At 68.6% G+C, this 12,916-nt stretch carries 9 protein-coding genes; 2 read left to right on the top strand and 7 right to left on the bottom strand.

Annotation, left to right across the window (positions count from 1 at the left end; all coding sequences use genetic code 11):
- A complete protein-coding gene (locus tag AC1ROC_RS19850) occupies positions 1–1,299 on the top strand; it encodes an MFS transporter (RefSeq protein WP_493001948.1) in 1,299 nt (432 codons plus the stop codon).
- 60 nt (positions 1,300–1,359) lie between these two features.
- Here the strand turns inward: AC1ROC_RS19850 and AC1ROC_RS19845 are convergent, their stop codons facing one another.
- The 7 genes from AC1ROC_RS19845 to AC1ROC_RS19815 all read right to left on the bottom strand — a co-directional run bounded on the left by AC1ROC_RS19845 (position 1,360) and on the right by AC1ROC_RS19815 (position 11,588).
- A complete protein-coding gene (locus AC1ROC_RS19845; RefSeq protein ID WP_493001917.1) occupies positions 1,360–2,841 on the bottom strand; it encodes a rhamnulokinase in 1,482 nt (493 codons plus the stop codon).
- Entirely contained in the window at positions 2,838–4,874 is a 2,037-nt protein-coding gene (locus AC1ROC_RS19840; protein WP_493001916.1) for a bifunctional aldolase/short-chain dehydrogenase, read from the bottom strand. The genes AC1ROC_RS19845 and AC1ROC_RS19840 overlap by 4 nt, the downstream gene beginning before the upstream one ends.
- Positions 4,874–6,037 (bottom strand): L-rhamnose isomerase, encoded by a 1,164-nt coding sequence (gene rhaI, locus AC1ROC_RS19835; protein WP_493001915.1) that lies wholly within the window; start codon positions 6,035–6,037, stop codon positions 4,874–4,876. Before rhaI ends, AC1ROC_RS19840 begins: the two co-directional genes overlap by 1 nt.
- A 9-nt stretch (positions 6,038–6,046) precedes the next feature.
- Positions 6,047–8,368: an alpha-L-rhamnosidase gene (locus tag AC1ROC_RS19830; protein WP_493001914.1), complete on the bottom strand. Its 2,322-nt coding sequence runs from the start codon at positions 8,366–8,368 to the stop codon at positions 6,047–6,049.
- A 40-nt stretch (positions 8,369–8,408) separates the two neighbouring features.
- Positions 8,409–9,242 (bottom strand): carbohydrate ABC transporter permease, encoded by an 834-nt coding sequence (locus AC1ROC_RS19825; RefSeq protein WP_085369685.1) that lies wholly within the window; start codon positions 9,240–9,242, stop codon positions 8,409–8,411.
- Positions 9,239–10,177 (bottom strand): carbohydrate ABC transporter permease, encoded by a 939-nt coding sequence (locus tag AC1ROC_RS19820; protein ID WP_085369686.1) that lies wholly within the window; start codon positions 10,175–10,177, stop codon positions 9,239–9,241. Before AC1ROC_RS19820 ends, AC1ROC_RS19825 begins: the two co-directional genes overlap by 4 nt.
- A 106-nt stretch (positions 10,178–10,283) precedes the next feature.
- A complete protein-coding gene (locus AC1ROC_RS19815) occupies positions 10,284–11,588 on the bottom strand; it encodes an ABC transporter substrate-binding protein (protein WP_085369688.1) in 1,305 nt (434 codons plus the stop codon).
- Between the two features lie 277 nt (positions 11,589–11,865).
- Here AC1ROC_RS19815 and AC1ROC_RS19810 point away from each other — a divergent pair, with 277 nt between their 5' ends.
- Positions 11,866–12,873: a LacI family DNA-binding transcriptional regulator gene (locus AC1ROC_RS19810; RefSeq protein ID WP_085369689.1), complete on the top strand. Its 1,008-nt coding sequence runs from the start codon at positions 11,866–11,868 to the stop codon at positions 12,871–12,873.
- Positions 12,874–12,916 lie beyond the last annotated feature (43 nt).

Raw genomic sequence — 12,916 nt, 5'->3', positions numbered from 1 at the left:
ATGTTCCGCTCGCTCTCCGGAGTGAACTATCGCATCTGGGCCGGCGGCGCGATCGTCTCCAACGTCGGCACCTGGATGCAGCGCACGGCCCAGGACTGGATCGTCCTCACCCAGCTCACCCACAACAACGCGGCCGCCGTCGGCTTCGTCATGGCGCTGCAATTCGGGCCGCAGCTGCTTCTCCTGCCCGTCACGGGATGGGCGGCCGACCACCTCGACCGCCGCAAGCTGCTCATGGCCACACAGGGGATGATGGGCACGCTCGGCCTCGGGCTGGGCATCCTGACCGTGACCGGGGTGGTGCAGCTGTGGCACGTCTACGTCTTCGCGCTGCTGCTCGGCTGCGTCGCCGCCTTCGATGCGCCGGCCAGGCAGACGTTCGTGTCCGAACTGGTGGCAGGGCCGAACCTGTCCAATGCGGTGGCCCTCAACTCGGCGTCGTTCAACATGGCGCGACTGCTCGGTCCGGCCGTCGCCGGCCTGCTGGTGGCGGTGGTCGGCGCTGGATGGGTGTTCCTCATCAACGCGGCGACGTTCGGAGCCGTACTGCTGTCGCTGAAATTCCTGCGGGTGGAGGAGCTGTACCGGTCCGAGCGTGCGAAGAAGCAGCGCGGCGGCCTGGTCGAGGGCTTCCGGTACGTGCGCCGCCGCCCGGACATCATGGTGATCCTGGTGATGGTGTTCCTGATCGGCACTTTCGGCCTCAACTTCCCGATCTTCATCTCGACGATGTCGGTGTCGGTGTTCCATGCCGGGGCGGGCGAGTACGGCCTGCTGTCGTCGATCATGGCGATCGGCTCCGTGGTGGGTGCGCTGCTTTCCGCCCGCCGCGAGCGTCCCCGCGTCGCCCTGCTCTTCGCCGGGGCAGCGTTCTTCGGCTTCGGCTGCGCCCTCGCCGCCGTGATGCCCGACTTCTGGCTGTTCGCCGCGGCGCTCATCGTCATCGGCGTCTCCTCGCAGACCCTGATGACCACGGCCAACGGCGTGGTGCAGATGACCACGGACCCGAAACTCCGCGGCCGCGTGATGGCGATCTACATGGCGATCTTCATGGGCGGCACCCCGGTCGGCGCCCCGATCGTCGGCTGGGTGGCCGACACGCTCGGCCCGCGCTGGGCGATGGGCGTCGGTGCAGCATCCGGTTTCGCGGCGGCCATCGTCGGCGTGTTCTACCTGGTCAAGTACCGCCACCTGCGCCTCCGCTTCGCGGCCTGGCGCCCCCGCTTCACCCTCTCGCCCCGCGAGGTCGCCCGCGAGGACCTCGCCGACACCGAGGCCACCGCCGCCCGCGCCTCCTGACCCCCGGCGCCCGCCGCGAGATGCCAGTAACTGCTGCGCATCCCGGGCGTTTCGCGACAGTTAGTGGTGTCTCGCGAAGGCAGGCGCGTACTCGACCGGCGCGTGCGTGCGCAGCACGAGGGCGCGCAGCGCCTCCAGCGAGCCGCTGACCAGGCCGTGCGCCCGCGCCTGCACCAGCACGTTGCCGATGGCGGTCGCCTCGACCGGACCGGCGAGCACCGGCACGCCGCAGCGGTCGGCGACCAGCTGGCAGAGCAGCCGGTTCCGTGCCCCTCCGCCCACGATGTGCACCACGTCGACCCGACGACCGGACAGCTCGGCGGCCGACCGCACCGCCGCCGCGAACGCCTCGGCCAGGCTCTCCACGATGCTCCGCACGTATTCGACCGGCCCGGCCGGTGCGGCCACGCCGTGCTCCGTGCACCACTCCGCGATCCGCGCCGGCAGGTCTCCCGGCGCCAGGAACCGTGGGTCGTTCGCATCGAAGACCGTCACCGGCACACCGGCACCCAACGCCTCGGCACGCTCCAGCAGCTCCACCAGGTCCACGTCCAACCCGGCGTCGCGCCAGCTCCGGATGCTCTCGCTCAGCAACCACAGGCCCATCACGTTGTGCAGGAACCTGACGCGCCCATCCACCCCGCCCTCGTTGGTGAAGTTGGCGTCGCGCGCAGCAGCAGTCAGCACCGGATGCTCCAGCTCCACGCCCACGAGCCCCCAGGTCCCGCAGGAGATGTACGCCGCGTTCGAGCTCCGCATGGGCACCGCCACCACCGCGGACGCCGTGTCGTGCGAGCCGACCGCGGTCACCACCGGGCCGCCACCGCCACGAGCACCGCCATCACCACCATCCGGGATGCGCACCTCGCCCCGCACACTCGGCAGCAGCGGACCGAGCACGGTCCCCGCATCCACCACCGGCCGGAACACTCCCCGCGCAATCCCCAGCGTCTCGATCAGCGCCGCGTTCCACGCGCCATCCACCCCCAGCAACCCGGTCGTCGACGCGTTCGTGCGCTCGGCGACGCGTTCTCCGCTCAGCCAGTACGCGATCAGGTCCGGGATGAGCAGCATCGTGTCGACCCCGTCGAGCCGCCCGTCCGCGCGGTCGACCGCCAGCTGGTACAGCGTGTTGAACGGCAGGTACTGCAGCCCGTTCTGCCGATACAGCTCGTCGGAGGGCACGCGCGCGTGCACCGCTGCCACCCCCGCCGCCGTCCGCTCGTCGCGGTAGTGGTACGGGATGCCCTGCAGCACTCCGCCGCGCAGCAGCCCGTAGTCGACGGCCCACGCATCCACGCCGACGCTGACGATGCCCGGCTCGGCGTGCAGCGCATCCCGCAGCCCGCCGATCACGTTGCGGTACAGCTCGGGGATGTTCCAGTGCAGCGCCGCCCGCTCGCCCTCCCAGATTCTGACGGGCGTGTTCGGGAACCGTGCGGCCTCGGTCAGGTCGAGCGTGTCCTGCCCGACCCTCCCGATCATGACCCGCCCGCTGGTCGCGCCGAGGTCGACGGCCGCGACGGTCCCCGTTCCGTTCATCGCAGGAACGCCGCCGCCACGCCGGCATCCACCGGGATGTGCAGTCCCGTCGTGTGATCGAGGTCGGACGAGCACAGCACGAACACCGCGTTCGCGACGTGCTCCGGCAGCACCTCCCGCTTGAGCAGGGTGCGCTGCGCGTAGTACTGCCCGAGCTCCTCCTCCGGCACCCCGTACACCGCGGCGCGTTTGGCGCCCCAGCCGCCCGCGAAGATCCCGGAGCCGCGCACGACGCCGTCCGGGTTGATCCCGTTGACGCGCACCCCGTGCTCGCCGAGCTCGGCCGCCAGCAGCCGCACCTGGTGCGCCTGGTCGGCCTTCGTCGCCGAGTACGCGATGTTGTTCGGTCCCGCGAAGATCGAATTCTTGGACGAGATGTAGACGATGTCCCCGCCGAGCTTCTGGTCGATCAGCACCCGCGCGGCGGCGCGGGACACCAGGAAGGAGCCCTTCGCCATCACGTCGTGCTGCAGCTCCCAGTCGGCCACGGTGGTTTCCAGCAGCGACTTCGACAGCGACAGCCCGGCATTGTTGACCACCAGGTCGAGCCCGCCGAACGCCAGCAGGGACGCATCCACTGCCGCCTGCACCGCGCGCTCGTCCGTGACGTCCGCCTGCACCCCGACGGCCACGTCCGTCCCGCCGATCGACGCGGCGGCAGCCTGCGCCTTCGCGAGGTCGAGGTCGGCGATGACGACGCACGCACCCTCCGCCGCGAGGCGGGTGGCGATGGCCTTGCCGATTCCGGATGCCGCACCCGTCACGAGCGCGATCCGTCCGGCGAGCGGTTTCGGCTTCGGCATCCGCGCCAGCTTCGCCTCCTCCAGCGCCCAGTACTCGATGCGGAACTTCTCCGCCTCGTCGATCGGCGCGTACGTCGACAGCGCCTCCGCTCCGCGCATCACGTTGATGGCGTTCAGGTAGAACTCGCCGGCCACCCGCGCCGTCTGCTTGTTCGCGCCGTAGCTGAACATCCCGACGCCGGGGACGAGCACGATCGCCGGGTCGGCGCCACGGATCGCAGGCGAATCCGCGGTGGCGTGCCTGTCGTAGTAGCCCTGGTAGTCGGCCCGGTACGCCTCGTGCAGCTCTTCCAGCCGCGCCACCGAGTCCTCCACGGACGCGTCGGCGGGCAGGTCGAGCACCAGCGGCTTGACCTTCGTGCGCAGGAAGTGGTCGGGGCAGGAGGTGCCGAGCGCCGCCAGCCGTGGATGCTCGGAGCGCGCCAGGAAGTCGAGCACCGTCTCCGAGTCGGTGAAGTGCCCGACCTGCACCCTGTCCGTCGACGCCAGCGCCCGCAGGTGCGGCGCGAGCGCCGCCGCCTTCGCGCGGCGCTCCGCCTCCGGCAGTGCGCTGTAACCGTCCAGGACGGTTCCGAACGGCTCGTCCCTCCCGTGCTCCGCGATGTACGCGGCGGCGGTCTCGATGATCCACAGCGAGTTCGCCTCCGCCTCCCCCGAGGTCGCGCCCCACGCGGTGATGCCGTGACCGCCCAGGATGCAGCCGATCGCCTCCGGATGCGCCGCCTTCAGCTCCGCGATGTCGAGCCCGAGCTGGAAGCCGGGACGCCGCCACGGCACCCACAGCACCCGTCCTCCGAACGCCTCAGCGGTCAGCCGCTCACCATCGGCAGCCGTCGCGAACGCGATCCCGGAATCGGGATGCAGGTGGTCGACATGCGCCGCATCCACCAGCCCGTGCATGGCCGTGTCGATCGACGGCGCTGCGCCGCCCTTTCCGTGGAGCGTGTAGTCGAACGCCGCGACCATCTCGTCCTCGCGCTCGACACCGGGATACACGCCCACCAGCGCGCGCAGCCGGTCGAGCCGCAGCACGGCCAGCCCCGCCTCGGTCAGTGTGCCCAGGTCTCCTCCCGAGCCTTTCACCCAGAGCAGTTCGACCGGTTCACCCGTGACGGGATCGGTGTCCGTGCCCTTCGCCGACGTGTTGCCGCCCGCGTAGTTGGTGTTGCGCGGGTCTGCGCCCAGCCGGTTCGACCGGGCGATCAGCGCCTCCGCCGCCTCGGTGGCCATCAGGCGCCCCATCCTGCCTGCACGCCGCCGACCCTGTCCGCCTCGATTCTCTCCTGGTATCCGGATCCTGCGTACGCCTTCATCGGATCGGCGGGCAGCCCGCGGGACTCGCGCCACTCGGCGAGCGCCGGGCGCACATCCGTGTAGAACGCGTCCATCAGGATGCCGTTGGCGCCGAGCACGTCGCCGGCGGCCTGGGCGGCGGAGAGCGCCTCCCTGTCGATCAGCAGCGCGCGGGCGGTCATCTCCTGCACGTTGAGCACCGACCGGATCTGGCCGGGGATCTTCTTCTCGATGTTGTGGCACTGGTCGAGCATGAACGCCACATCCGGGTTGTTGAGCCCGCCGCCACGCACCACCTCGGCGATGATGCGGAACAGCTGGAACGGGTCGGCGGCGCCCACGATCAGATCGTCGTCGGCGTAGAACCGCGAGTTGAAGTCGAACGAGCCGAGCTTCCCGAGCCGCAGCAGCTGCGCCACGATGAACTCGATGTTCGTGCCGGGCGCGTGGTGCCCGGTGTCGAGGCAGACGTACGCCTTGTCGCCGAGCGCGACGGTGTGCGCGTAGCTGGTCCCCCAGTCCGGAACGTCGGTGTGATAAAACGCCGGCTCGAAGAACTTGTACTCGAGCACGAGCCTCTGGTCATCGCCGAGCCGCGCGTAGATCGCGGCCAGCGACTCGGCGAGACGGTCCTGCCTGGCCCGGATGTCGTCCTGGCCCGGATAGTTCGTGCCGTCCGCGAGCCAGATCTTCAGATCGCGGCTACCGGTCTGGTCCATCACGTCGATGCAGCGGAAGTGGTGGTCGATCGCCTTCTGCCTGATCGCCGGATCGCTGTGGGTCACCGAGCCGAGCTTGTACGCGTCGTCCTGGAACGTGTTCGAGTTCACCGTGCCGAGCGACACCCCGTTGTCCTCCGCGTGCTTGCGCAGGTCGGAGTACGAATCGACCACATCCCACGGGATGTGCAGCGCCACCTTCGGGGCGAGCCCGGTGTGCTTGTGCACCTGCGCGGCGTCCGAGACCTTCTCGAACGGGTCGCGCGGGGTGCCTGGCGATCCGAACACCTTGAACCGGGTGCCCGAGTTGCCGAACGCCCAGGATGGGAGCTCGATCGCCTGGTCGGCGAGGTCCGCTGCGATGGCGGTGAGGTCAGTCATGGTGCCTGGTCATTTCTCTGAAGCGGTGGCTGCGGCGAGCGCAGGAGCAGCGAAGGGGACGGTCACGGAGACGGGGCCTCCGCTGAGCTGCCGGTCGTCCTGGCCGGGCAGGCGGAGCACGCCGTCCACTCCGGCCGGGAGCTCGGCGTCGACGGTGAGCTCGTCGCCGTCGACGGTCCAGTGCACGGCAACGCGGCCGTGTGGGGTGTCGAGCGTCGTCTCCGCCTCGGTGATGCCGCCTCCGGGCTGCGGGGCGACGAGCACCTTCGCGTATCCGGGGGCGAGCGGGGCGAGACCGCCGACGACCCTGTGCATCCAGTCGGCGACCGCGCCGAGCGCGTAGTGGTTGAACGAGGTCATCTCGCCCGGGTTGATGGTGCCGTCCGGCAGCATCGAGTCCCAGCGCTCCCAGATCGTGGTCGCGCCCATCGTCACCGGGTAGAGCCACGACGGGCACTCGCGTTCGAGCAGGAGCCGGTACGCCGCATCCAGGTGCCCGGTCTTCGTGAGCGCGTCGGTGATGAACGGCGTTCCGGCGAACCCGGTGGAGATGCGGTATCCGGCCTCGGCGCTGAGCTCGGCGAGCCGGGCGCCGGCGGCGGCCTCGTCGGCGGCGTCGAGCAGTCCGAACACGATGGCCAGCGCGTACACCGTGGTGCAGTCGCTCTTCACGACGCCGTCGTTCACGTATTCACGGTTGAACGCCTCGCGCAGGCCGGTCGCGATCCGCTCGAACTCCGCCTGCTCCTCCGTGCGGCCGAGCAGCGCCGCCGTCTCTGCGACGATCCGCGCAGAGTGGTACGCGCACGCGGTGGCCACCACGCCCTTGTCCGCCTTGGCCTTCGCGGGGTCCTCCGGCGGAGCATCCGGGTCGAGCCAGTCGCCGAACTGGAAGTTGCCGTCCCAGACGCCTGCGGGAGACAGGAGCGACTTCACCCGGCGCACGTGACTGGCCATCGAGTCGAACTGGCGGCCGAGCACATCCTGGTCGCCGTATGCCTGGTAGAGCGTCCAGGGCACCCAGACGGCCGCGTCGCTCCAGATCGCCGTAGAGTCCGCAGGGCCGAACTCGGTCGGGATCTCGCGGTCGGTGTACTTGAGCACATCCGGGATGACGAACCCGACGATGCCGTCGTGATGGCGCTGCTCCGCGTCGAGATCGATCAGCCAGTCCGAGAGGAAGGAGTCCACGTCGAAGAGGAAGGCGGCCGTCGGCGCGAACGCGGCGATGTCGCCTGTCCAGCCGAGGCGTTCGTCGCGCTGCGGGCAGTCGGTCGGCACGTCGACGAAGTTGCCGCGCATCCCCCAGACCACGTTCTCGTGGAACTGGTTCAGCATCGGGTCGGAGCTGCGGAAGGTCCCGATGCGCTCCAGGTCGGAGCCGATGGCGACGGCGGTCAGGTCGTCCGCCGTCAGCTCGCCCGGCCATCCGGAGACCTCGGCGTAGCGGAAGCCGTGGAAGGTGAACGTGGGTTCGAACACGTCGTCGCCGCCGCTCAGGATGTAGCGGTCGGTGGCGAGCGCGGAGCGCAGCGGCCGGGTGCCCAGCTCGCCGTGCTCGAGCACCTCCGCGTGCCGGATGGTGACCTCGGCGCCCTCGTCGCCCCGGACCGAGACGCGCACCCAGCCGACGAGGTTCTGCCCGAAGTCCACGAGCGTCTTGCCCGACGGCGATGTGCTGATCTCCACGACCGGCAGCTCGTTCCAGCGGTGGACGCGCGGCCCGACGTACGGGGTCAGAATGGCCGTGTCGAAGTCCAGCGCGTGAACACCCACCCAGCCGTCGCCCGCGAATCCGGCGGAGAGCCAGGAGTCGTCCCTGCGGCGGGCGTCGATGGTCTCTCCGTCGTAGAGGTCGTTCGCGAGCACCGGGCTCGGCCCTGCGGTCCATGCGCCGTCGGCGTCCGTCACGACCGTCTGCGTCGAGCCGTCGGCGAAGGTGACCTCCAGCTGCGCGAACGCGCCGAGCTCCGAGCCGTAGAAGCCGGAGCGTCCCGTCCAGCCGAGCCTGCCGCGGTACCAGCCGTTTCCGAGGGCGATACCGAGCACGCCGACCGCGCCCTCCGCACTCCCCGCGTCGCCGGCCAGCAGGTCCGTCACGTCGTACTCCGCGTAGCGCAGGCGCCACTCGTAGCTGCTCCATCCGGGAGTCAGCAGGTCGTCGGAGACGGGGCGGCCGTTCAGCCACGCCTCCACCACGCCGAGCGCGCTCAGGGTGAGGGTCGCGTTCGTCACGGCGCCGTGGCCGCCGTCGATGCCGAACTCGCGGCGGAGCAGCGGTGCCCCGTCGAAGTCGTCGTCTGCGGCGATCATGCGAGCTTGCCAGTTCATTGATGTCACTCCAGTGTTCTCGTTCGTGGTCACGGTGATGTCAGCCCTTGACGGCGCCGCTGGTGATGCCGGCGACGATCTGCCTGTTGAAGAAGATGTATGCGATGAGCGGGGGGATGGTGATGAGGAAGATGGCCATGAAGAGCAGGTTGTAGAAGCTCAGGTTCTGGCCGGAGAAGGTGTACAGCGCGAGCTGCACCGTCACGTTCTGGTCGCCGGGGAGGAAGTAGAGCGGTCCGGCGAAGTCGTTGAAGACGAACACCGACTGCACGACGATCACGGTCACCACGACCGGGCGCAGCAGCGGGAGCACCACCCGGAAGAAGAGCCGGATCGGGCCGGAGCCGTCGAGCACCGCCGCCTCGTCCAGCTCCCGCGGGATGTTCCCGACGAACGCCCGGAACAGCAGGATGCAGAACGAGAGCCCGAAGGTCGCCTCGACCAGGATCATCCCGGGCATCGTGCCGAACAGCTGCAGCCCCTGCAGCACCCAGATGGTCGGGACGACGGCGGGCGGCACGATCAGCCCGGCGAGCACGAAGAAGTTGACGACGGGGCCCCACTTGCTCTTCTTGCGGGCGAGCACGTACCCGGCCATCGCCGACAGCACCACCATGATCGCGACAGCGCCGATGGTGAGGATCGCGCTGTTGATGATGGCGCGCCAGATGACGCCGTCGTTCGAGTTCAGCGTCTCCCAGAAGTTCTGGAAGAACAGGAACTCCTTCGGCCAGGAGAACGCGAGGTTCGATGCCTCCGCAGGGGACTTCGCCGCCTGCAGCAGCACGAAGACGAACGGGACGAGGAAGACGACGACGGAGACGACGATCGCGATGATGCCGACGATCCAGGCCCTGGTGCGCTCGCGGCTCACAGCTCCACCTGCTTTCTGTTGAGGAAGTACGAGAGCGGCACCATGATCACCGTGACGACGAGGAAGAGGACGACGTTGCCGGCGGTCGACAGACCGTAGAAGCCCGCCTGGTACTGCTTGTAGATCACGGAGGCGATCACGTCGCTGGTGAAGCCCGGGCCGCCCCCCGTGGTGGCCCAGATGATGTCGAACGACCGCAGGCCGCCGATCAGCGACAGGATGATGACGGTCGCCGTCGCTCCGCGGGTCAGCGGCATCGTGATCTGGCGCAGGATCTTCCAGGAGCTCGCCCCGTCGATCTTGGCCGCCTCGAAGTACTCGTTCGGGATGGCGACGATGCCCGCCATGAAGATCAGGGTCGCGATGCCGACGCCCTTCCAGATGTCGACGCCGGCGATGGAGTAGAGCGCGAGGTTCGGGTCGGTGAACCAGCCGGGCTGCGGGAGCCCGAAGAACCCGAGGACGGCGTTGACCATCCCGTGGAAGGGGTCGAGCAGAGACTTCCACATGATGCCGACGCCGATGGTGGAGAGCAGCACGGGGAAGAAGACGACGGCCCTGAGGTAGCCGCGGCCGACGATCGGCCCGGTGAGCAGGATCGCGAGGAAGAAACCGATGATGACCTTCGCACCCGACGTGATCACCGCGTAGATCAGGGTGTGGATGAAGCTCGTGTACAGCTGAGGGTCACGGAAGAACTGGACGAAGTTGTCGAAGCCGATGAACTGCGAGTCGAACAGCGACCAGCGGGTCAGCGAGAAATAGAACGACGAGAACGTCGGGATGGCGAAGAACACGACGTAGAGCGCGACCGCCGGGATGAAGAACCAGGTCGGGTAGTACGACTTGATCGGTCGCCGCTTCTTCGGTGGCGGCGCGATGTCCGCGATGATGTCGGCCGCTTGGATGGCGGTCGCTGGGTTGGCCGTCGACATGTTTTACTCCTCGTCGAGTTCAGTGCGATGGTGCTGTGGTGCTGTGCGGGGCCGACGGCCGTGGCCATCGGCCCCGCGGTGCTGCGCAGTGCTGCGTCGTCCCGGGTTACCAGCCCTTGAGGCCGAGCTGCTGCGCCTGCGCCTTCACATCGTTGTCGTAGAGCGCAGCGCCCGCCTTGGCATCCGTGATGCCGGAGCCGACCTGGATGAGGATCTTCTCGAGGTTCGGTCCCTTGATCGGGGAGAGGAACTCGAGCGCCAGCCCGGTCTGCTTGGCCTCCTGGTACTTCAGCTCGTCCGCGACGAGGGCGGGAGCGTCATCCGGGAGCTTGCAGCTGCTGATCGCGAACGGCCCGGCGGGGACACCGGCCGAGTTCTGCACGTCGCAGCCCTTCGGCGAGTTGATGAACGCCACCAGCTTCTTGGCCGCGGTCAGCTTGTCGCCCGTCGTCGACTTCGGGATGTACGCGCCGTTCGCCTCCCAGACCGTCGCCTGGCCTTCGCCGGAGTCGGCGGGCATCGCGAAGTAGCCGATGTCGTTGACCTGGTCGGGGTTGCTCTGCACCACGTTGCTGATCACCGCGGTGATCATCGGGTACTGCGCCGCTTCGCCGGTGGCGAGCAGCTTGAGCGCGTTCACGTTGGTCAGGGACGCGTAGTCCTTGTTCATCAGACCCTTGTCGAAGACCTCCTGCGTGTGCGTGAAGCCGGCGAGCGCGGGCGGGTCGACGTACTTGGCCTTGTTCTCGGTGTACTTCGTCGCCCACTCGGGATCCTGCTTGCTGATGTTGGCGAAGTCGGCGAGGACGAAGAGCTGGCTGGTCCAGGTGTCCCCGTACGACTGGAGCACCGGGATGATGCCCGCCGCCTTGATCTTCTCGCTGTTGCTGATGAACTCGGCCCAGGTCTTCGGCACGGTCAGACCGAGCTTCTCGTAGACCTTCTTGTTGTACATGATGCCGCCGTTGAAGGTCGTGCCCCACGGTGCGCCGTACGTCGCCTTCGACGTGCTGACGGTCTTCTTGAAGTCGGGGGTCAGTTCCTTCACCCATGCCTCGTCGGTGAGGGGCTGAAGCTGCGTGTCCGGGTTGAGCGCCTGGAACAGCGATCCGGAGTTGTAGAGGAAGACGTCGTCCATCGTGCGGGTGGAGAGCCTGGTCTTGATCAGGTTGTCGCCGTCCGTGCCGCCCGGGCGCGTGTTCACCTTGACCTTGATCGACGGGTTCTCCTTCATGAATCCGTCGGCGATCGACTTGGCGAACTTGGTCGCAGCTGGGTCGTTTCCGCCGGCCATGAGGGTGATGGACGATCCGCCGCCGCCACTCGATGAGCAGGCGACGAGGGTGGCGGCCAGCACGGCTGTGCTGGCGACTGTGGCGGCAACGCGAGCTGCCGTCCTTCGAGAGAACATGAATACCTCCTTGTATTGGCGCTGCAGGTCCCAGAGTGCGCGCTGGGTTCGCATTGAAACGCTTCATTTGAAGATAGGGGGCGGGTGGAGGGACGTCAACACGCGATTGTAACGATTCAGTAACGAGCCATTGTTTGTTGTCTTCCCCGGCAATTCACACGGGATGCGGGGAAGGACTATCGTTCAACCCATCGGCAGCCCGCGCCGCCAGCGATTCGTCGCAGGGGCGACGCGCGTTAACGATTCAATGTCCTAAACTGCGATCGGGAGGGCGATCATGGCATCGGCGAGCGTGAAGGATGTGGCCGCACTGGCCCGCGTCTCCATCGGCACCGTCTCGAACGTGCTGAACCGCCCGGAGATCGTCTCCCCGGAGACGGTGGAGCGGGTCACCCTGGCGATGGAGAAGTTGTCGTACGTGCGCAACGAGGCGGCCAGGCAGCTCCGCGTGGGCCACAGCAACGCGCTCGGCCTGATCACCCTGAGCGGCAGCAACCCGTTCTTCACCGAGCTGACCACCGCCGCAGAAGACGGCGCAGCCCTGGCCGGATACTCGGTCATCGCGGGCAACAGCGACGAGAAGAAGGAACGCGAGTCCGGCTACCTCACCCTGTTCGAGGAGCTGCGCGTCCGCGGCGTGCTCATCTCCCCGGTGGGCAACGTGGCGCCCAGGCTGCGCCGGATGCGCGACCGCGGCATCCCGTCGGTGCTCGTCGACCGGGTGAGCAAGGACGTGTCGATCAGCTCGGTCTCGGTGGACGACATCGCCGGCGGAGCGCTGGCCGCCCAGCACCTGATCGACACGGGCAGGCGACGGATCGCGTTCGTCGGGGGCCCGCTCGAGATCCGGCAGGTGAGCGACCGTCTGCAGGGCGCCCGGCAGGCCGTCGCCGCGCATCCGGGTGTCACCATCGAGGCGATCACACTCCCCGCGCTGACCGTGCAGGAGGGCCGCCGGGCGGGCGACGCCATCGTGGACCGCTCCCCCGCCGAGCGCCCGGACGCCGTCTTCGCGGCGAACGATCTTCTCGCGATCGGGCTGCTGCAGGCCCTGTTCATGCAGGGCAAGATCGCCATCCCGGACGAGATCGCACTGGTCGGCTACGACGACATCCTGTTCGCGAGCGCATCGGTGGTCCCGCTCACCTCGATCCGTCAGCCCAGCCGCCTCATCGGAGAGACCGCCGTCGACATCCTGCTCGAAGAGGCGGACGACCCCGACCTCGAACCCCGTCAGATCCTGTACCAGCCGGAGCTGGTCGTCCGGGCGAGCAGCTCGGACTGACCCCGGCCGTCGCCGCCCCGGGCGCCACCACCGTCGTCCGCGC

The sequence above is a fragment of the Leifsonia sp. GW821-FHT13C05 genome, assembly GCF_058806515.1.
The sequence above is the reverse complement of the archived record's forward strand: the minus strand, read 5'-3'. Positions and strand labels throughout refer to the sequence as shown.